General features: G+C 46.9%; 16 protein-coding genes and 1 tRNA gene. 5 read left to right on the top strand and 12 right to left on the bottom strand.

The window, feature by feature from the left end; all coding sequences use genetic code 11:
* Positions 1 to 14 precede the first annotated feature (14 nt).
* The 3 genes from BKN38_RS06610 (at position 15) to BKN38_RS06600 (ending at position 6,697) form a co-directional block, all read left to right on the top strand.
* Complete coding sequence (locus BKN38_RS06610) at positions 15 to 2,651, top strand: tetratricopeptide repeat protein (protein WP_066453378.1); 2,637 nt, start codon at positions 15 to 17, stop codon at positions 2,649 to 2,651.
* Complete coding sequence (locus tag BKN38_RS06605) at positions 2,651 to 4,732, top strand: ATP-dependent helicase (protein WP_172798588.1); 2,082 nt, start codon at positions 2,651 to 2,653, stop codon at positions 4,730 to 4,732. Before BKN38_RS06610 ends, BKN38_RS06605 begins: the two co-directional genes overlap by 1 nt.
* A gap of 393 nt (positions 4,733 to 5,125) precedes the next feature.
* Positions 5,126 to 6,697: an outer membrane family protein gene (locus BKN38_RS06600; RefSeq protein ID WP_082942404.1), complete on the top strand. Its 1,572-nt coding sequence runs from the start codon at positions 5,126 to 5,128 to the stop codon at positions 6,695 to 6,697.
* A 152-nt stretch (positions 6,698 to 6,849) separates the two neighbouring features.
* On the opposite strand, the gene BKN38_RS06595 is transcribed toward BKN38_RS06600, so the two are convergent.
* The 3 genes from BKN38_RS06595 to BKN38_RS06585 all read right to left on the bottom strand — a co-directional run bounded on the left by BKN38_RS06595 (position 6,850) and on the right by BKN38_RS06585 (position 9,544).
* Positions 6,850 to 8,394, bottom strand: a complete 1,545-nt coding sequence (locus BKN38_RS06595; RefSeq protein ID WP_066453382.1) for a Na+/H+ antiporter NhaC family protein — start codon at positions 8,392 to 8,394, stop codon at positions 6,850 to 6,852.
* A 529-nt stretch (positions 8,395 to 8,923) separates the two neighbouring features.
* Positions 8,924 to 9,271: a hypothetical protein gene (locus BKN38_RS06590; protein ID WP_066453385.1), complete on the bottom strand. Its 348-nt coding sequence runs from the start codon at positions 9,269 to 9,271 to the stop codon at positions 8,924 to 8,926.
* A gap of 197 nt (positions 9,272 to 9,468) precedes the next feature.
* Positions 9,469 to 9,544: transfer RNA gene (locus tag BKN38_RS06585), tRNA-Val, on the bottom strand.
* A 76-nt stretch (positions 9,545 to 9,620) separates the two neighbouring features.
* Here BKN38_RS06585 and BKN38_RS11130 point away from each other — a divergent pair.
* A complete protein-coding gene (locus BKN38_RS11130; protein ID WP_156528067.1) occupies positions 9,621 to 9,764 on the top strand; it encodes a hypothetical protein in 144 nt (47 codons plus the stop codon).
* 213 nt (positions 9,765 to 9,977) lie between these two features.
* Here BKN38_RS11130 and BKN38_RS06580 read toward each other — a convergent pair whose 3' ends face one another.
* From BKN38_RS06580 to BKN38_RS06570, 3 genes are all read right to left on the bottom strand, one after another.
* Entirely contained in the window at positions 9,978 to 10,388 is a 411-nt protein-coding gene (locus BKN38_RS06580) for a hypothetical protein (RefSeq protein ID WP_066453388.1), read from the bottom strand.
* 79 nt (positions 10,389 to 10,467) lie between these two features.
* The gene (gene galU, locus BKN38_RS06575; RefSeq protein ID WP_066453391.1) at positions 10,468 to 11,304 is read right to left on the bottom strand and encodes a UTP--glucose-1-phosphate uridylyltransferase GalU; all 837 of its coding nucleotides are present in this window, start codon (positions 11,302 to 11,304) and stop codon (positions 10,468 to 10,470) included.
* A 158-nt stretch (positions 11,305 to 11,462) separates the two neighbouring features.
* On the bottom strand, positions 11,463 to 12,323 hold the full coding sequence (locus BKN38_RS06570; RefSeq protein ID WP_066453394.1) for a menaquinone biosynthesis family protein: 861 nt from the start codon (positions 12,321 to 12,323) through the stop codon (positions 11,463 to 11,465).
* Between the two features lie 405 nt (positions 12,324 to 12,728).
* On the opposite strand from BKN38_RS06570, the gene BKN38_RS06565 reads away from it, so the two are divergent.
* Positions 12,729 to 13,016: a hypothetical protein gene (locus BKN38_RS06565; RefSeq protein ID WP_143000232.1), complete on the top strand. Its 288-nt coding sequence runs from the start codon at positions 12,729 to 12,731 to the stop codon at positions 13,014 to 13,016.
* A gap of 143 nt (positions 13,017 to 13,159) precedes the next feature.
* Here the strand turns inward: BKN38_RS06565 and BKN38_RS06560 are convergent, their stop codons facing one another.
* The 6 genes from BKN38_RS06560 to dapB all read right to left on the bottom strand — a co-directional run bounded on the left by BKN38_RS06560 (position 13,160) and on the right by dapB (position 20,153).
* On the bottom strand, positions 13,160 to 13,984 hold the full coding sequence (locus tag BKN38_RS06560; protein WP_066453405.1) for an amino acid ABC transporter ATP-binding protein: 825 nt from the start codon (positions 13,982 to 13,984) through the stop codon (positions 13,160 to 13,162).
* A complete protein-coding gene (locus BKN38_RS06555; RefSeq protein WP_066453411.1) occupies positions 13,971 to 14,687 on the bottom strand; it encodes an amino acid ABC transporter permease in 717 nt (238 codons plus the stop codon). The genes BKN38_RS06560 and BKN38_RS06555 overlap by 14 nt, the downstream gene beginning before the upstream one ends.
* An 85-nt stretch (positions 14,688 to 14,772) precedes the next feature.
* Positions 14,773 to 15,696 (bottom strand): transporter substrate-binding domain-containing protein, encoded by a 924-nt coding sequence (locus BKN38_RS06550; RefSeq protein WP_104720822.1) that lies wholly within the window; start codon positions 15,694 to 15,696, stop codon positions 14,773 to 14,775.
* A 131-nt stretch (positions 15,697 to 15,827) separates the two neighbouring features.
* Complete coding sequence (locus BKN38_RS06545; protein ID WP_158655953.1) at positions 15,828 to 16,943, bottom strand: metallophosphoesterase; 1,116 nt, start codon at positions 16,941 to 16,943, stop codon at positions 15,828 to 15,830.
* 149 nt (positions 16,944 to 17,092) lie between these two features.
* Complete coding sequence (locus BKN38_RS06540; RefSeq protein ID WP_066453417.1) at positions 17,093 to 19,381, bottom strand: AAA domain-containing protein; 2,289 nt, start codon at positions 19,379 to 19,381, stop codon at positions 17,093 to 17,095.
* 7 nt (positions 19,382 to 19,388) lie between these two features.
* Positions 19,389 to 20,153 (bottom strand): 4-hydroxy-tetrahydrodipicolinate reductase, encoded by a 765-nt coding sequence (dapB, locus tag BKN38_RS06535; RefSeq protein ID WP_066453420.1) that lies wholly within the window; start codon positions 20,151 to 20,153, stop codon positions 19,389 to 19,391.
* Positions 20,154 to 20,313: the final 160 nt, after the last annotated feature.

Genomic DNA, 20,313 nt, shown 5'->3' with positions numbered 1-20,313 from the left:
AAAGCTAAGAAAAAATGGCAGATATAAATAGTATCCAAGACGAAGCACAAGAAAAAGCGCCAAATAGTGCGGGCGGTGCAAATAGCGCTGCTGGCAAGCTAGGCAAGATTCTCTCACCCATAAAAAATGCACTAAAAAACGCGCTAGGCGATAAGCTAAAGCTACCTGATAGCCAAGCGCTAAATAAAATCAAGCAAAACAAGCCGCTTTTTTATGGGATTTTGGGAGGGGCTGGGCTGCTTGTGGTGTTACTTTTGGTGCTGCTTATACTAGCGCTTATGCCAAGTGATAAGGCAAATGACAAAACAAGCGATGCCAAAAAAGAAGCGCCAAAAGAAGAGGCGCACTCACAAGATGAAGTCCAAAAACTGCTAGCCACGCCATTGCCAGATCCTACGCCTGATACGCCGGATTCTAGCGTGGATAATCTCATCATAAAAGGCAATCTTTTATACGATCAAGGCTATCATCAAGAAGCCTATGAAGTGTTTCGCAAAATCGCGGATTTCTCGCAATCAATAGCCAACTACAACCTAGGCACCATTGAGCTAAAATCTAAACTCTATGAGAACTCTATAGCAGCCTATGGGGATTCTATACAAACCGGGCAAAATGTCTCTGTAAGCGCGATAAATGCGGCAGTTTCAGCGCTAAAACTCGGGCGCTTTGACTTGCATAGCTATTATTTGCAAATCGCCAATGACAACATAAATGAGATTCTAAATGAGCCGCTGTATAGCTACTCTTATGCGCTTTTGTCTTATTATGGCGATCATTATTTCGAGTCGCTTAGCCCGCTACTAAATCCCAACACCAAGGATTTTGAGCCGCAAAACAACCGCCTTGCCGCGCATATTTTTACGATTTTTGGTGATGATAGCAATGCGATAACACATCTAAAAGCCGCCGCAAACAAAGATGACAACAAAGCCATAGGCTTGCTGTATGCGCGCAAAGGCGACTATGGCAATGCCAAAAGCTACCTTATGCGATATTTGCAAGACCACAATGGCGATGTAGAATCCATAATGGCGCTGCAAATCATTGATCTAAAGCTTGGCAACTACACTGCATCCGCGCAAAGTCTTGATTATATCGCATCCAACAAAAACCTCTCCCAAGCCGCCAAAACCACCTACCCGATAAAAGTCATCATAAACCCAGAGCTTTTTGATGTCAGCATCGCGCAAAAAACCTTTTGGGAGCGGGATTTTGAGAACAAAGACAAGCTTGGATACAAAATGCTTTTCTACTTCGCGCCCTATCGCGTGTTTGACGCTAAGCGCGCGCTAGAGGAGATATCCCAAGCTAGCAACTTCGCGCATGTAAATATCACAGAGGGCAAAAACATCCTCCTGCGCTCCGCTACCACTTCAAAAATCGATAGAGAAATCATCCGCACGCTAGTGCAGCTAGAGAGCAAGGATTTGCGCGCCGCGCTTAGTTTTTTGAAAAACGCCACTGCCAATAACCCAAATCATGCGATTTTATACTACAACCTAGGGCTTGTTTATGCGCAGCTTGGGCAGTATGATGATGCGTATGGCAACTTTATCCGCGCTTATTATCTAGATCAAAGCGACTTTTTATCCGGCATTTTTGCTGTGCTTACCGGGCGCTTTAGCCACAAAGACACCGAGCGCGTGGTATATGATATGCTGCAAGCCTTTCATAGCGATGATGAGCACGAACAAGCAGGGCATGATAAGACAAAGCACGCCTTTATCGGCAATTTTTTAAACTACCTCATCGATAATAAGCTCCAAGATGACAGCTGGATACAAAATGCCACGACAAAAGAGCCCATATACTACGCGCTAGAGTATGTCTATGCGCTAAAAAACAAAGACAAAGAAGCGATGCTAAAAAACATAAACGCGCTAAAAAATATTTATAGCGATGATGTCGTGATAAATATCCTAGCTGTGCTTACCAAAAGCTTTGGCGAGAGTGTGCGCGAGATAAGTATCGGGATGTATAATCTTTTTGGTTCAGATAGCCTTGATCTGCGCCCTATATATTATGGCGGTGCGCTGCCACGCGAGCTTTATGTATATACCGGGTTTATCACAGGCTCTTTGCAAAACCAAGCGCGCATAATCGAGCGCCACCTCATGACAAAAGAGGGCAATCCACGCGGTGCGCTGCAAACGCTTGGCGCGATTAGCATTTATCAGAAAGACTTCCAGAAGGCTTATGCGATTTATAATAGCCTGCTTGATGAGTCTAAAGAGGATGATAGCAGGACGCGATTTCTCACCGCTGTGTCTGCTGTGGGGGCTGGGAACTATAGCGATGCGACACTTTTGCTTCAGCTTACCAAAATGGAGACGCCAACTGCTTATGAAGCGCGCTATGCGCTGGGGCTTTTATACCAAAGCGCGCAGAATCTAAAAGCCGCCGCGACGAATTATAATTTCATCTCGCTGGCGGATTTTCGCTCGGAGTTTTTTGATTTTCAGATAGATACGCAGCGCATTTATTCTTATGAATTGCTAGATGGGGACAATGCAGAATCTAGCGCGCAAAATAGCGCAAATACTTCTATTTCTAGCGCGCAGAATCCCGCCGCGCAGAATCCAGCTAGCGCGACAAACGCGCAGAATCTAAATAGTGCCACCCCGCCAGACACCGCCACAGAGTCTATATAATGGATGAGATTCTAGATTCTCTAAACCCTTCTCAAAGAGAGGCAGCCACGCATATCGATGGCGCGCTTTTGATACTAGCAGGTGCAGGCAGTGGCAAAACCAAAACCCTCACCACGCGCCTAGCCTATCTCATCGATGTGGTAGGCATCGATCCGCTATCCACGCTCACGCTTACTTTTACCAACAAAGCCGCCAATGAAATGCGCACCCGCGCACTTAGCATGCTAAAAAACCAGAATCTCCCCCCGCCACTTTTATGCACTTTTCACAAATTTGGGCTGATGTTTCTAAAGCTCTACATCCACCACCTAGGACGCAAGCCAAACTTTGTGCTAATCGACACAGACGACCAAAAGCGCATTGTCAAAAAACTAGATTCTGCGCTTTTGGCAAACTACACGCCAGCAAATATTCTAGGCTTCATCTCTTCTTGCAAAAACAAAATGATTTTTGCCGATCAAGCGCAAAAAGAAGCCAAAACCCCGCTTTTCAAAGACCTAAGCAAAGCCTATGCTAAATATGAGGCGTTTTTGATAGAGAAAAATATGCTAGATTTTGATGATTTGCTTTTGCTTAGCTATCGCGTGCTAGAGGAGCATAGAGACATAGCGCTTGAAGTTTCTAGCAGGTATCAATACATCATGGTGGATGAATACCAAGATACCAACCACTTGCAAGTAGAGCTGCTAAAAAAGCTATGCACCACGCATGAGAATCTTTGCGTCGTGGGCGATGATGACCAAAGCATCTATGGCTGGCGGGGCGCTGATATTGGCTATATTTTGGGCTTTGGTAAGACATTTGAGAGAGCAAAAACTATCAAGCTTCAAGAAAACTACCGCTCCAAAGAGCCGATTTTGCGCGCGGCAAACAAACTCATCGCACACAACAACAAACGCCTTGGCAAAGAGCTAAAAAGCACGCGCGGTGAGGGCGATGAAGTCGAGATGATATCAAGCGCCGATGAAGTTTTGGAGGCAAACACCATCGCTGCAATGATAAAAGCGCTTATCGCAAAAGGCGTCAAACCGCAAGAAATCGCCATACTTTTCCGCCTAAACGCCCTCTCGCGCAGCATCGAAGAGGGGCTAAACCGCGCGCAGATTCCATATAAGCTAATCGGTGCGACAAGATTCTATGAGCGCGCGGAGATAAAAGATGTGCTAGCGTATTTTAGGCTAGTGATAAATATCGATGATGATTTTTCGCTCTCGCGCATCATAAATGTGCCGCGCAGGGGTATTGGCAAAGTCGCGCAAGAAAAGATTTTTGCGCCAAAAATAGGCGAAAAAGGCGAGAATCTAAGCGTTTATGAAGCTTTTAGTCGCGGCTATTTTGACTCTATTTTGTCAAGCGCGCAAAAAAGCGAGCTAGGCGCGCTGTTTGATACGATAAAAAGCCTGCAAGAAAAGCTAGAAGAAAGCACCATGTCTTTTATCGATGCCTTTGATGAGAAGCTCGCCCTGCGCGCTGATAGCAAGGCAATGCAAGATGATATCGATAGGCGCGCAAATATCGAGGAATTTTATGGATATTTTCGCGATTTTGTGAAGCAAAATCCGCATAGCTCGCTGGATGATTTCCTAAATGAGCTAAGCCTCTCATCTAGCCTAGATGATGAGACAAAAGATTGCATAACCTGCATGAGCGTGCATAGCTCTAAGGGCTTGGAGTTTGATTATGTGTTTATCGTGGGCTTTGAGGAGGGGTTTTTCCCACTGCTGCGCGAAGAGGGCGATATGCAAGAGGAGCGCAGGCTTGGCTATGTGGCTTTCACGCGCGCTAAAGAGAAGCTTTTTGTCTCGCATGCCAGATCGAGATTTTACAAGGGCAACCGCGAGACGCTGGGGCTTTCGCGCTTTGCTAGGGAAGCGGAGATTCTGCCTTCAATTAGCGATGAAGATAGCATAAATGAAGCATCAAATAGTAGCGGTAGCAGCGGCACTATACGCAAAGGCGATGCTGTGATGCATAAAATCTTTGGCGCTGGCGTGGTGCTAGAAGTGCAACAAAACAAGCTAAAAATAAATTTTGGCGGCAATGTCCGCGTGATTTTAAGCGATTTCGTGAGAAAGCTATAAGCGCAATTTTTATGATGCGCCAATGATTTTTTAATGATTTGCTTGCCAAAGCCAGCGCAATGCTTATCAATGTTTGATAGAAATAAATCCTTGATAAGTCGCCAAACAAAACCCAACTCCAAACAAACCAGCTCAAACTAATATTGGGTATATTTTGCTATCAAGCCTTTGGTGCTAGGTTGATATACCATTGCTTAAGTGATATTTAATATAAACACACATAGAATTTTCTAGTTTCAAGATTCTGGCTTTTTGCGAAAAATATCATAAATTTTTGCAAACACATATTGTGTTTGATAGATTTTTATGATAGAATCCGCCTCGTGTTTTTTATCCATTCGTGTCTTGGCGTCTCAATGACGCTTAATTTTGAGAGCTTTTAAGGAGCAAGCTATGATGAATTTTCAGGGGAAAAATCTACAGGGTGCAAATAGTGCAAACACAGCGCACGCACGCCAAACCGCTACAAACACCGCTTACAGCGAGACGCTAGATTCTAGTGCGCACACAAATCACACTGCGCACGCAAAACTTGCAAAGCACGCAAGCCACACCGCGCCAACAAAACGCGCCACACATGCAAACGCTATCGCCACGCCAGCCAAGCGCGCGCTTAGCGCTTGTGCGCTGATAGCCGCGACTTTTGCGCCACTAAGTGCGTTTGACATCAAATACAATGGCTGGCTGGAAAGCTTTAGTAAAGTGGGCTTTGTCGATAATGGCATCGATGAGAATCTAGGCAAATACCCTACCGATAGCTTTACGACAATGATTGGTAGCTTTGGCATCGATGGCAATATCCTATCCCAAGAAAACGCCAAGCACAAAATGACCTATGGGCTTAGCGTGACGGCTGGGGGCTTGGTGCTGGATTCTACCGATAGTAGATTCCCGCTAGGCAGAGACAGCGTAAATAACGAGTATGTGGGTAACTGGAGCGGCTATAAAGGCGATCTCCCATATGGCGAGCAAAGGCGCCTCTATGTCATCAACAACGCATACATCGACTACAAACTCGGCGATTTTTCCAATGACGCGTTTAGCTTCCAGTTCAAAGGCGGGCGCTATGAGTCGGGCGCGGAGTATATGAGCGGTTTTACACAAGGCTTTGAGTTTGCGGCTAGGTTTAGGTTTAGCGACTCGCAAGCGCTGAAGCTTTGGTGGTTTAGCTCGTATGGCAGGGCGTTTGCATCTGGGCAGTGGATGGTGGATTTTTACTCGCCGCGCGGGTATTTTACCGATGGCGGAAGGTTTGCAAACTATGGAATCCACGCATTCAAAGCCACATATAGCATAGGCGGGCTTGATGTCATTCCTTTTATTTATTTTTCGCCCGGCACCTACACAGCGCCAGCATTGCAGCTGCGCTATGATACCAATCGAGGCTTTGAGCAAGAGGGCTGGCGCTCGCAAACGATTTTGCATTTTATCAATCCTATCCATGATGATCGCATAGTGGGGCAGTATTTTTATGGCGATAGGGCGGGCAAAAGCACGCAGACGCTGTATATCTATGAGCGCGTGGATTATGCGCAGTATAATTTCGGGCTTGGGCTGTATAAAAACTTTGGCAATGCAAATGCGCGCATAGGGACTACTGGGAATCCGGTGGCGCTTGATTTTTGGACGGCGAGTGCGTATGAGCTAGGGCGCTCGATAAGCGATATCATCGGCAATGACGCTATTACGCCATTTTTGTTTGTGGGCGGTTTGCACTATAGCAAAAAGTTTGAATGGCAGATTCTAGCGCGCTACACAGAATCCACCAGAAGCCAAGAGCATAGCGTGGCGGGAAGCGTGGGATATCGGTTTGATGGGGGCTTGCGAATCGGCGCGAAGCTTGAATACTACAATGATATAACAAAAGCCGGGTATAGAACGGGCGCAAATGGCAATACAGCCGGCACGCCCCAAAATATCGCTGATAGAAGCCATGCTTTTGCTTGGATAAGGTATGATTTTTAGGGCTTTTCCATAAGGCGGAGTCAAAGAATATTGCAACCAATATTGCAAGCGTTGCTCCGCCTGCAAAGCAATATATTTAGAATTTATAAATTTTTGCAAAATTTCATGGATTATTTTGCTTAAATCCAGAATCTAAATTACAAACAGAAAAACTACTTTTCGCATTCAGATTCTGCGTTTGTTATGCTTTGTGGTTTGGCGTATTTGCCGCGCAGGAAGTAGAGCGCTGCTAGCACACAGCCGATACTCGCTACCCAGCCTAGCGCCACGCTTCCGCTAAATGCCGCCACGCCAAAGCCCACCAAAGCCCCAGCCGCCGCCAAGCTCACATAAGGCAGCTGCGTGATAAAATGACTCCTCGCATCACAGCCCGCCCCTGTGGCAGAGAGTATCGTGGTGTCTGAAATGGGCGAGGCGTGGTCGCCATACACAGCGCCCGCAAGCACTGCCGAGATGCTTAGCATATAGTCTGCGCCACACGCGGCAGCCATGCTGGCGGCTATTGGCAGCATTATCGCGAATGTCCCCCAGCTAGTGCCCGTCGCAAATCCGATAAATCCAGATATCACAAACAAAATCATCGGCAGCGCCAGCCCCGCATTTTGCGCGAAGTGCGCCTGCGTGAGCGCGGCTAGATATTGCCCTGTCTGCATGTCTTCATTTATCGCGGGTCCTATCGCCCACGCCAGCACCAAAATCAAAATAGCAGGCATCATCGAGCCTATGCCATAGCGCACGATAGGGAAAATCGAGCCCGTCTCTAGATGTCTAGCGCAAAGCAGCGCGCTAATGATGAGCGCAAAAAGCCCACCCCAAAATAGCGAGAATCCGGTTTGGGTGTTTTGCAGCATGATTATGGGGTTTGGATTCTGGCTTGTGGCATATCCGCTATAAAATAGCATCGCAAGCACGCCCAAAATCAAAAGCCCAATGGGCGCGACAAGCAGCCACACGCTAGATGCAGAATGCGCGCGCACCTCGCTTTGCGCATCTTTCACGCCGACATTGACATTTTGGCGCATCGCTTTTAGATATATCTGCCAATAAATGCTAAAAAACACCACCATAAGCGCCAGCCATGCGTAATAATTATGCCAAATGCTAGAAACTAGCGTAAAAAGCGCGCCGGATTCTAGTGCTAAGTCTTTTTTATCCAAAATCCCGATGATATACGCGCCCCAGCTAGACATAGGCATGAGGATGCAAATAGGCGCGGCGGTAGAATCTATGATATACGCCAGACGCTCGCGCGTGGAGCCATTGGCGTCGTTTAGCGATTTGGAGATTTGCCCGACACTAAGTGCATTGAAATAATCATCGATAAAAATCACGATGCCAGCGATAAACGCCACGAACTCCGAGCCTTTGGCGGTTTTTATCCGCCCTCTAGCCCATCTCACAAACGCGCCCACGCCGCCAGAATATGCCATAAGCTGGCTAAGCACGCCCAAAATCAGCAAAAATCCAAAGACATAAAGGCTGTTTTGCTCGATGTGGATTCTGCCTGCATCGTGGCTGTAAAATACGCTAGATACGCGCATCCACACATACGCGAGCACCCCAAGCGCGCTATCGCTCATCATCACGCCAGCAATCACGATGCCTAGCAGAAGGCTTAGCATCACGCGCCTTGTCAGCACCACGAGGGCTATCACAGATAGCGGCACGATGAGGCTTAGCGCGGATTCTGCATACATTTGGCGGCTCCTTTGGGGCGGGGTTTGTGTGTTTTTGGGTTGGTGTTTGGTGCGCTTTTGGTTTTTAGACTTTTTATCTTGGTTGCTTGAGGCTTGGTTTTATTTTTGATTGTTTTGATGTTTTTGGATTCTGGCTTCTTTGATTCTACTTTTTCTGGGATTCTATTTTTTCTTTGATTCTATTTTTCTTGGATTTCGCTTTTTGGATTCTGGCGTTTTTAGATTCTGCTTTTTAGATTTTATTTTTGGGCGCGAATAATTTTGGCGTATTTTATCAAGATTATAAAAGAGATTCTATAGGTTTTGAAACTAGCGCTTGAAAGCAAGCGCAGAATCCAAATGCGCACAAAAGTGCAGCAGCACACAAGCGTGATGATAAAGTTTCACAAAATTCCCGCTTGGCGCACCGGTGCTAGCTAAATGTTAGCCAAATGTCAGCTAAATGCAAAAACTATCCGCGCACAAAAAGCGATTTCAAAAAACTCGATGCCAAATAGCCAGAATCTATAGCAAAATCTATCGCTAAATTTTATAGCTTTTTAGCTAGATTTTCTAGCGACTCGCTGGCTTTATTTAGCGCGTCTTTGGTGGTGGATTTTGCCTTTTCTTTGAGCGCGTCGCCAAACTTACTAAACGCATCTTTGGTGGATTCTAGCGTAGATTTTGCCTTGCGCTTGGCTTCTTCAGAAAGCGTGCTAGAAAGCTCCTCGACGCTATCTTTTAGCTCGTCGCGAAAATCCTTTATCGCATCTTTTATTTCTTTATACTCATCTTGCGCCTCGTCTTTTAGGCACTCATCGAGATTTTTCAGCGCCTTTTTGGTGAATTCTAGCGCCTCTTTGGCGGATTCTAATGCGTTTTTGGTTTCTTCATTCATGGAATTCTCCTTGCATAAGATTTTCCTTGCATGGGATTCTCCTTGTGTTTGAGCCAAGGATTTGCGCCTATTTCGCGCGGTTAGAATATTTCGAAGTATGGCAATTGCAATTTGGCTTAATCAATGAGCCTTGCCATGTCGCAGCATAGAGATTGCAAACAGGCTTGTCAGGGATTTTCTATATCCATAAAATTGTATGGTGATCACGATTGGACTTGAACCAACGACCCCTACCATGTCAAGGTAGTGCTCTACCAGCTGAGCTACGCGATCACAAGCGCGCATTATACTGCGTTATTGCTTAAGCGCATATAAGCTGCCAACCGCCTTTCTTTTATGGAGTTTTGGCATGGATTTAGCGATGTTTTCGTCCATCTCGCACATACTCACACAAAACCTTCATTTTCTTATCCCGCCCATTCAAAAATGCAAAATCTATTTTTCATCAGAATCTAGAATCTATAAAAGTAGATTTTGCTTTTTTAGATTCTAGCCTGCGGGCTTAGCCTGGCGTTTTTAGATTCTGCTTATTTTGTTTTCTATAACATACCAAAATACTAGCAAAAGCCGCGTTTGCATTTAGGCCAATCAAACAGAATCTCACTCAAAATCATCTATCCAAAACCTCTTTTATCTTAGGGGCTTTTATTTTAGATCTAGCATTCATCTTGTCAGAATCCGCATAATCTGCTCTTTGCTTAGCGTTTTACCTGACATCCTTCTTTGTCTTTAGTGCCATGCCGACTGCATCGGCGATTTCTTTTTTGAGGCTTGGGTTTTTGGCGATGAGCTGCTCGCGTATTTCAGCCGCCTTATCTGTGTCGATAGATTCTAGCGTGGTTAGCTCCCTTATGGCATCTAGCCACTCTTGCTTCTCGGCAGAATCTGAATGCATAACGCCAAACTTTTTGCTAAATAGCGCCACTAGCTTTAGTGCTTCCTCGGTGGTTTTGCCGCTTGGGATTTTTGCGCGGAAGTCGGCGATGGTTAGCTTTTTGCGCTTGATTTTTGGTTTGTGGTCAAAAAGGCTTCGCATCAAAAAGCCAAATAGCAACACCACAAGTCCCAGCACAAATGATATCACCAAAAATAGCGCATAGAATCCTTGATTATACATTTCGCCCCTTATGTTGCTATTAAAAGTTTTTGCGCCGCCAATCTAGCCCCTAAGCCAAATCCAGCCTATTGCCATTAGCCTATTTCACGCCATTCCCATTTTTCATATTTTCATAAAACGCCATCGTAGCCGCCACAAAGCCATCGATACTTCCGCAGTCAAACCGCTTGCCCTTAAACTTATACGCCAACACGCGCCCATGTTTTGCCTGCTCCATAAGCGCATCAGTGATTTGTATCTCGCCCTTTTTGCCCGGAGGCGTGACGCGCAAAATATCAAAAATATCCGGCGTCAAAATATAGCGCCCGATTATCGCAAGGTTGCTGGGTGCTTCTTTTTTGGATGGCTTCTCGATAGTCCTACTCACGCGATACACGCCCGGCGATATCTCCTCGCCCTCTATCACGCCATATTTATCGACTTCATCCATAGGGACTTCCTCGATAGCCACGATAGAGCATTTGTGCTTGTTAAAAAGCCTAACCATCTGCGCCAGCACGCCCCCGCCTTCGCCCACGCACAAATCATCCGCCAAAATCGCAGCAAACGGCTCATTGCCAATCAGTGTCTCACCTGTCAAAATCGCATGCCCCAAGCCTTTCATCTCGTTTTGCCTCGTGTAAGAAAAGGTGCAGTAGCTCATGAGATTGCGCACATCGGCTATTAGCGCCTCTTTGTCAGTGCCTTTTATCTGATGCTCTAGCTCATAGCTCACATCGAAATGATCCTCTATGCTGCGCTTCCCGCGCCCTGTGACTATCGCCATCGTGTGACAGCCCGCATCTAGTGCTTCTTCGACGCCATATTGGATGAGTGGCTTTGTGAGGATGGGAAGCATCTCTTTTGGCATGGCTTTGGTCGCTGGGAGAAATCGCGTGCCATAGCCGGCGGCTGGGAAAAGGCATTTGTTTATCATGGTACATCCTTTGTGCTTGGTGTTTAGATTTGGCATTGTATCGCGCAAAATTTAAAAAATGGCAAATGTTGGATTCTGGCGCGCTAAATTTGGCGCGCAAATTTAGCACATGTATCGGGGCGCGCTAGAATCTAAAAGTCGCTAGCCTCTTAAAACGCCTAAGAATGCCTAAGCCCAGCATACTCACAAGGTATCATATAGTCCTTGCTTTTTATGATTTGCGGGTAGATTCCAGCATCAAACCCAAGCGCAAACAGCTTATCAATCGCTAGAATCTGCTTTTCTGAAAGGCTTATAGACTCATCATTTGCATAGAGATTTAGGTATGTGTCAAGTGCTTTTGCATCCACGCGGATGAGCCCGCGCGAGAGCAGCATTTTGGAAAGCAGCGATTTGTTTTGCGTGGCGATTTGCACGGCTTTTGTGAGAGTGGATTCTATGTCTATCGCCTTATTTAGCGGGATAGAGCGGCGGAGTGCCATGCCACCAAGCGGCAGCGGCAGCTCATCTTTGGCAAGCTCGTGCCAAATATCCCAAATCTCTGCCTCCACCACCAGCTCATCGCTAAAGTGCAAGATAGACTCATGTATCAGCACGCCCGCATCCACCTCGCCTGAAAGCACGGCGCCCTCGATGTCTAGGAAGTTTCTATACACGATTTTTGCGTTTGGATAGGCGAGCTTGAAAAGCAGTGCGTTTGTCGTGTGTGCGCCACTTAGCGCGACTTTGAAATTACGCTTTAAGACAGAATCTTTGCGCCGAATCAGCTTTGGTCCATAGCCATTGCCAAAGCTAACGCCTGTGCGCAAAAGCGCGTAGCTATCACACACCAAAGGATACAGCGCGAAAGAAATCGCGCTCGCATCGTATTGCTGCTTGATGGTGGCTTGGTTTAGCGTCTCGATGTCTTGGGCGATGTTTGAGAAGCGCAAGCCAAGCGCAGAATCCACCCAGCCAAACGCTATGGCATAATACATGAAAATATCGTCTGCATCGGGGCTGTGGGCTACTTGTATCATAAAAATTCCTATTTACGATTTGCTTTGATTTGGTGTTGCGATTTTGTCGCTTGCTGCTGTGCGTGACTTTTAGATTCTAGGCGTTTTTATGGTTGCGCCTGCGTCGTGCAAAAGCGCATTATATGCAAAGATACTGAAAAAGCGTTTAAATAGCAAGCGCAGGAGGTCAAAACGCAAAGTTTCTAGAATCTAGATTCTAGCTTTTTGGTCGGCAAACTCTTGCCTTTATCCTTGTTGCTAGTCACCTTCCTTTTCTAAAGAAACTGCGTCTGCGGCTTGTTTTCGCAGGGGAACAGGGGGGGGTTTAAATTACTGAAGAAATTGATGTTTTACTTCATTGTTCTGCAAGGAGTAAAACACAAAACTTATGGGGTTTTGCAATCCATAAAAAAGTGTGGATTTTGCATGCATATTATCGCGCTTATGTTGCGGGGCTTGCTCCAAGTTTTGCTCGAGATGGATTTGCAGATACTAGCAAAACTTGCAAATATTTTCTGTCACACATTAGAATGCACCAGATACAAACAACGCATTTTTCTTGCATGCCACGCATTATTTGGCAACGATGCGCTACAAGCTGCCACAAAGCGCGATTTTATCACGCATGATTTAGAAAACGCGCGCGAATTTTGCACGCGCATCATCACGCCCACGCCGCAAGTTTTGCTTGAGATAGATTTTAGGCGCGAATAAACTTTATAAGCATTTCCTTATAAATATTCCCTTGCAAATATCTCTTGGCAAACAAGCCTTATAGGCATCTCTTACAAATCTTTATCCGCCACATATCAAAAGCGGCGCTCGCTTTTTTTGCCTAACTCGCGCACCGAGTCAGACTAATGCCTTATATGTCGCAGAAATGCCGCGAGGCGTTCGCTTTTGGGCGTGGTGAAAAATCTGCTTGGCGCATCATCTTCGATGATCTCCCCGCCCTCCATAAATATCGCGCGGCTCGCCACCTCTTTGGCAAAACTCATCTCATGCGTCACGCACACCATACTCATCCCCTCCTCCGCCAGCTCTTTCATAAGATCAAGCACGCCGCCCACCATCTCCGGATCCAGCGCACTTGTAGGCTCATCAAAAAGCATCACCTCTGGCTTCATAGCAAGCGCCCTAGCGATCGCCACGCGCTGCTTTTGCCCGCCGCTTAGGCGCGAGGGGTATTCATCGCGCTTGTCATACAGCCCGATGCGCGCAAGCAGTGCCGCCGCCACTTCCCTAGCCTCGCTTATGCTAGCGCGCTTTAGGCGCACGGGCGCTAGCGTGATATTTTCCATCACGCTTAGATTCTCAAAAAGATTGAAATGCTGAAACACCATACCCATTTTCGAGCGCGCGAGATCAAGCGGGATTCTGTCTTGCTTGTCGTATTTGGCGATAGCTTGGCGCAGGGCTTTTGGCGGTAAGCCTTGCAGCTCGCTATAAAGATTTGGGCTTAGCTCACAAATGCGCTTGCCATCCAACCACACCTCGCCAGAATCCGGAATCTCAAGCAGATTCATACAGCGCAAAAGCGTGCTTTTGCCACTCCCGCTAGGTCCCACTAGCACGAGTTTCTCTCCGCGCGATATTTCTAGATCAATACCGCGCAGCACGAGCTTTTTGCCCCCGCTTTTCTCATCGCCATAGCTTTTGGTAAGTTTTCTAATGCTTATCACTTTTTCTTAGCCTTTTTTCATAGATTTTGATAAGCGAGCTAGCACCTATCACCATGATGAGATAGCACACCGCTAGGCAAAAATAGGGGATCATCGTCTCATAAGAGGCGTTGGCTATCGCGCTAAATGCGTAAGTCAAGTCATGCACGGCGATGTAGTTTGCCACAGAGGTTTCTTTGAGCAGCGTTATAAATTCATTGCAAAGGTTTGGGATGGCGTTTTTTAGCGCTTGAGGGAATACGACAAATCGCATGCTATCGCGCGATTTTAGCCCAAGCGCGCGCGCCGCCTCATCCTGCCCCCTATCCACGCTCAAAATCCCGCCGCGCACAATCTCGCTCACATACGCGCCAGAATTTAGCCCAAAAATCGCCACCGCCACCAAAAGCGCGCTAAGCCCGCCAAGCCCAAGCAGAGGCAAAAACACAAAATACATAAACAGCAGCTGCACGATTATCGGCGTGCCGCGGAAAAATCCCACATAGATTTTGAGAATCCATGCCAAGAGCTTTTCGAGTTTATTTTTGTCGCGCTTATGCAAAAATATCGCCACAAGCGTGCCGATAATCACGCCTATGATAAAAGCGCAAATGCTTAGCAAAATCGTCGTCCCAAGCCCTTCTAGCACCAAAACATAGCCGTTTTTCTCGACAAACTGATCATAAAAAATCGCTAGCTTTTTGCCTATTTCAAATCCGCTCACTTAAAATCGCCTTTCGTTTTGCTGGTGTTTTGCGTTGGTGCGCTTGTGTTTTGCATGCGTAGCGCGCTAGAATCTTGATCGCGCCCTACTGCAAATATTTCGCAAATATCGCCTCTAGCGTGCCATCATTTTGCATTTGCGCTAGAATCTCATTTATTTGCGCTAGTAGCTCCGGCTTTGATTTACTCACCGCGATGGCGTATTTCTCCTGCGTTAGCGCGTGTGGCAGGACTTTTAGATTCTGGCGCGCTTTGGTTAGCATCTGCGCTGGCTTTTCATCGATGATGACGATATCCACTTGGTTATTTTCTAGCGCGAGCGTGGCTAGCGCGCCATTGGTGAAGCCTTTTACCACCGCATTTTTAAACCCGCCAAATCCCCAATCCTTATCGCCATTGGCATAAAACGCGCCTGTAGCACCTATCTGCACTCCTATTTTTAGTCCGTTTATAGAATCTATCTTTTCATCTATCTCTTGCGCGCTTTGCAAGCCCTCAAATCGCGAATCGCCGCCTTTGATGATAACAACCTGCGAGGCGGAATAATAAGGCGTAGAAAAATTGACAATCTTTTCGCGCGTGGGGTTTATCGTAAGCCCGCTTATCCCCATATCCACGCTGCCGCTGTTTATCGCCATGATGACAGAATCAAACTTCATATCCTTAAACACGACCTTTTTCTCAAGCCGCTTGCCAATCTCGCGCGCGATGTCGATGTCAATCCCGCTAAAATCATCGCCATCAATAAACTCAAATGGCCTAAACTCCGCCGCCGTAGCCACCACTAGCTCATCGCTTTTGCAGCCGCTAGCAATAAAACCGATACCAAAAAATAGCGTAAATGCGAGGAAAAGGCGGGTGATTTTGCTGGTGCGCGCGATTTGCGAAGCATGGGTGGTTTGGTGGATGATTTGGCGCGTGATTTGGCGAGCGCGCGCGATGCTGGCAAGACTTAGATTCTGAAGGTGCGCTAGGCGTGATGTGTTTGTGATTTTTGATATGCAAGACATTTGCAGCCTTTTTGTGGATTTTGCTTTTGTTTGTGATTTGCGCGATTATAGCAGATTTGGGATAAAAGTTTGCGTTTTGCGCGGGAGTTTGCAATCTATCGCGCGGCAGCTTGCAAATATTTGCAATGATTTTAGATAGATTCTAGTGTGATAAAAACAATCTCTGGCGGGTTGAAAATGCGCGGCAAAACGGGGTTGAAACTAAGTCCGCGCGATACGATAAGTGTCTTTTGGCGCATGTTTTGGGGCTTTTGGCGCGCGTTTTGCATCCGCGCGCGAGAATCTAAAATATCAGAATCTGAAACGCTAGAATCTAGACTGGCGGATTCTAGCGTGTATTGTCCGCCGGCGTATTTTGGGAAAATGCCTTGATTTGGCGCGTAGAGCCCATTGACAAAAGGCAAGCGGACTTGCCCGCCATGCGTATGCCCACTAAGGATCAAATCCACCGGAAGCGTGCGAAAAATCTCCACAAACTCCGGGCGATGCGAGAGCAAAATCCTAAAAGGCGCTTTTGGTGATGCGCTAGATTTTGGCGCAGAATCTAGATTTTCACCAGAATCCAAAGGCGCGCGAGAATCTAAATCGCCAGACTTTGCACCAGAATCCAAATCCGCCAAATCTGCATTTTTATCAAAATCAAGCGCATTTTCAAAAATACTTTTTATGCCCGCCTCCCACTGCCTATCAATCACCCGCTCACTCCATTGTTTATTGTGCTTTTTGGTGGCTTCTTTTTTGCGCGCGCCCTCCTCATCATACGCATACACATATGGATCATCCACGCCCCAAATCTCGATATTTACGCCATTTATCGCTAGATTTTGCTTTGGCGCGCTAGAATCTAGCACGATGACGCCAGCCTCGCGCAGTCGCTGCTTGATATGCACTATCTCGCCACTCCAAAACTCATGATTTCCGCTCACATAAAACCGCGGGATATTTTTAAGCGCATGAGAATCTAGGCTATCAAAAAACTCCCACGCATCGCGCATCGCCACCTTATCATCTATCATATCTCCGGGCATCGCGATGATATCTGGCATCCTCGCGCGAAGCGCTGCCAAAATCTCTTTTTGATACATTTTGCCAGAGTGCAAATCGCTAAGCAGCGCTATCGTGATAGGCGCGCTAGAGGCTTGCTCGCTAGGCAGTTTCAAGCGGTATTCCACCACGCGCAAAGGCGCATAAAGCGCGCAAATCGACAAAATCAAAACTGCCAAAATCGCCAAACTAGCTAGAATCACCACTCGCCCTTTTTTGTTCTGTTTATCGTTATTTTGTTTATTGCTGTTTGTTGATCGCATCGCTTGTGTCTTTGATTTTATTTTTATTTGTGCTTGTATTTGTGCTTTTTGCGCGGGGTGCGCGTGTGATTTAGTGCGGTGTGGCATGGCTATATTTGGATGATTTCTATTGGCTGCTGTGGTTTTGGCGCGGGCTGCGCGGGCGTGGTGTTTGCTGGGTTTTGCGCGGGCGCAATATTTTTAGATGCAATATTTGCAGGTGCAATATTTGGCGCGCTAGAATCTAGATTTGCAAAGCCAGATTCTGTATTTTTGGATTCTATATTTTTGGATTCCACACTTTGCGCGCGCGGTGCAGAATCCACTAGAAGTGGTTTGGCATAGCGCAAGATTTCGCTCAAAAACTGCCCGCCACAGCGCATCCAATACGCATAATCACACACGATAATAAGCCGCTTTTTGATGCGACTTATCGCGACATTTAGCGCGTGCGCGGCGTTTTTGTTGCGCGAATCAGTCAGATGATGATGCAGCATCACAGGCGAAAATATCACGCTTTCAAACTCCTGCCCCTGCGAGCCATGAATAGTGTGGATGTGCTTGTATGGCACGCCGCTTTCTGCGAGCAGTTTGCGCTGGCGCACAAAAGGCGTGATGATAGCAAAATCCTCGCCTATCATCTCCGCCACACCCGCTATATCAAGCGTGTTTGCGCCACTAGCGTTTAAATCGCCAGCGCGCGCTGTTTTTTCGCGCGCATTTTTGGGCGATTTTTTATTTTTACTAGCGATGATGGTGGCTATCATGCGCGCTTCGGCTAGATTTTGCTTATCCAAAATCTCTGAACCCCCGCAGTCGATATAATAAAGCTCGGTGTTTTCAGCGTTGCCACGCAAGCCATTTTGATAGATGTGTCTATCTAGGATTTTGGCTAGATTGTCGCCATAGCGGTGCGTTTTGCGAAGTGTGGCAAAGGCGGTGGCGCTAAATTCTAGCAGGCTAAATTGCGTTTTTTGGAAAATTGGCGCGGTGATTTCTGGCTTTTGCTTGAAAAAATCCTCCAAAAAAAGCGATGAGAGATTGAAAAGATTTGCCCAAATGGCCTCGCCTTTTATCTCTTTTGGCGGCATTTCACAGATTGGCATAAGCTGTTTGTGATCGCCTAGCAGCGTGATGGGCGCGCTTTGAGTAGTCAGCGTGAGCGCTTTGATGAGCGGAGTGAAAGCACACTCATCCAAAAAAATATGCCCAAACTCCACGCCAAGCGTCTTATATCGCTTGATAAAGCCATCCATCGTCATGCCAATGACTAGCGATTCTTTAAGCCTTGTTTTGGGGTTTGTCGCGCTAAAGAGGCTTTGGGTTTTTTTCTTTTGCAAAAACTGCGGGTCGCACACCTCCACAAACTGCTCCAAAAACGCATTGCTCGGCGTGCCTAGACGCAGCAGCTTCTCGCGGTTTAGCCCAAGCGCGTCAAACTTTTTGATAAGCGCTTTTAGGACTTGCTCCAAAGCGGCATTTGTCGGGGCCAGCACGCACACGCGCACGCCACTATAAATATAATGCAAAAGCGCCTCAAACAGCACCGCCTGCGTCTTGCCACTGCCCGGCGCACCCCAGATGTAGCTAAAAGGATTGGCAAAAATGGTGTTTAGTGCGCGCTGCTGCTCGGGAGTGAGAGGCGTGGCGGTGGTGGGTTTTGGCGTGGATTTTGGTGCTGGTTTTGGCGTGGATTTTGGTGCGCTGGTGGTGGCGGGGCTAGATTCTGCATTTTGTGCGCGAGAATCTAAAGCCACATCAGAATCTAAAGCAGAATGAGAATCTCGATTTGCGCTAGAATCTACGCTAGAATCTAAATTGTCGCCAGAATCCAAAGCGCCACTAGAATCTAAAGCGGAGCGAGAATCCAAAGTCACTTCAGAATCCAAAGCTGCGCCAGAATCCACAGCCACTTCAGAATCCACAGCCGCGCCAGATTCTGCCTGCACTTTTGGCTTGGACTTTAGCGATGCCAAAGGCGCTTTGGAAGGCAGCGCAAAATAGCTAGATTCTTCAAAAAACGCCTCAAGATTTTGTATCAAAAATTTCAAATCGCTAAAAAGCTTCACCTTGCCTGCAAACTCGCTAGAATCTTGAAGCGCGCGCAGTTTTTTTAGCAGCTTTTCATCATAGCACTCTATCGCCAAAATACTAGCCTTTTCATCATAAAAAAGCACGCCAAGCGCGCCATCCTCGACTATTGGCATATAGCTAGAATCCACCTCTATCATCAGCGAATCGGTGTTTAAAAACTTCGCTTTGATATGGAAGTGCAGGACATTGTCATCGATGTGAAAGCTTAGGATTTGTATCTGCTCGCAGCCTAGATTGTGAGAATCTAGATAGTCATAGTATATGGAAGTGGCGTGAAGCGCGGCGGCTTTGATGTGTGCTTGCACCTAGCACCTACGCAAGCACATCGTTTATGTCGTAGAGGCCTGGCTTTTTGTCTTTGATGAAGCGCGCGCATTTGATAGCGCCTTTGGCAAAAGTCGCTCTAGAGGTGGCGTTGTGCGTGAGCTCAAGATACTCACCATCCACATAAAATCCCACCGTGTGCCTGCCCGCCACATCGCCACCGCGAAGCGAGGTGACAGAGATCTGCCCTTCTTTGCGCTCGCCAGCACTTGCTCTATCAGTTATCATCACGGATTCTAGCGCTTTGCCGCGCGCATTGGCGCAAGTGTTTGCTAGGCGGAGTGCTGTGCCGCTAGGCGCGTCTTTTTTGAAGCGGTGGTGTATCTCGCTTATCTCGATATCGGCATCTTTTAGCTCTTTTGCCACGAGGGCTACGAGTCTATCAAGCACCGCCACGCCTAGAGACATATTTGCCGCGTATAAAATGGGTGCTTTTTTGCTAGCGGATTCTAGTAGCTCAAAATCGCTTTTTTCTAAGCCGGTAGTGCCGATGATGCAAGGCTTTGGCGTGTCTTTTAGCGCTTGCAGGAGCAGATGCGTCGCCTCGCGCTGGCTAAAATCGATAATCACGCTGCAGCATTCCAAAAACTCTTTTATGTTATTAGTCACAAAGCTGCCTTCTGGCAGAGAAAAATCAAGCTCTCTTCTTACAAAAATAGCGCCGATTTCTAGCTCTTTGCTATGTGCCATCACTTCTTGGATGATGAGCTGTCCCACGCGTCCGCTCGCACCAAAAACACCGATTTTTAGCATTTTTGCTCCTTAAGTTTGCTAAATCTATAAATTTTAAAAGTTTAAATCTGCACAAAAAAACGCGCGCAAGATAGCAACTAGCGCGCCCAAATTAAAGCACCCAGCGCGCAAGGCAACCAAAGCGCACAAAAGGCAAACGCAAGGGCACAGAATCTAGCAA

Source organism: Helicobacter sp. CLO-3 (assembly GCF_001854545.1).
Classification (GTDB): Bacteria; Campylobacterota; Campylobacteria; order Campylobacterales; family Helicobacteraceae; genus Helicobacter_B.
This window is presented reverse-complemented; position numbering and strand designations above follow the sequence as displayed.

Coding starts and splice junctions, on each gene's coding strand:
- BKN38_RS06580 (WP_066453388.1), bottom strand. CDS start 10,388: ATGTATAATCAAGGATTCTATGCGCTATTTTTGGTGATATCATTTGTG.
- BKN38_RS06565 (WP_143000232.1), top strand. CDS start 12,729: ATGCATATTATCGCGCTTATGTTGCGGGGCTTGCTCCAAGTTTTGCTC.
- BKN38_RS06600 (WP_082942404.1), top strand. CDS start 5,126: ATGATGAATTTTCAGGGGAAAAATCTACAGGGTGCAAATAGTGCAAAC.
- galU (WP_066453391.1), bottom strand. CDS start 11,304: ATGATAAACAAATGCCTTTTCCCAGCCGCCGGCTATGGCACGCGATTT.
- BKN38_RS06570 (WP_066453394.1), bottom strand. CDS start 12,323: ATGATACAAGTAGCCCACAGCCCCGATGCAGACGATATTTTCATGTAT.
- BKN38_RS06550 (WP_104720822.1), bottom strand. CDS start 15,696: ATGTCTTGCATATCAAAAATCACAAACACATCACGCCTAGCGCACCTT.
- BKN38_RS06595 (WP_066453382.1), bottom strand. CDS start 8,394: ATGTATGCAGAATCCGCGCTAAGCCTCATCGTGCCGCTATCTGTGATA.
- BKN38_RS06610 (WP_066453378.1), top strand. CDS start 15: ATGGCAGATATAAATAGTATCCAAGACGAAGCACAAGAAAAAGCGCCA.
- BKN38_RS06590 (WP_066453385.1), bottom strand. CDS start 9,271: ATGAATGAAGAAACCAAAAACGCATTAGAATCCGCCAAAGAGGCGCTA.
- BKN38_RS11130 (WP_156528067.1), top strand. CDS start 9,621: ATGGATTTAGCGATGTTTTCGTCCATCTCGCACATACTCACACAAAAC.
- dapB (WP_066453420.1), bottom strand. CDS start 20,153: ATGCTAAAAATCGGTGTTTTTGGTGCGAGCGGACGCGTGGGACAGCTC.
- BKN38_RS06605 (WP_172798588.1), top strand. CDS start 2,651: ATGGATGAGATTCTAGATTCTCTAAACCCTTCTCAAAGAGAGGCAGCC.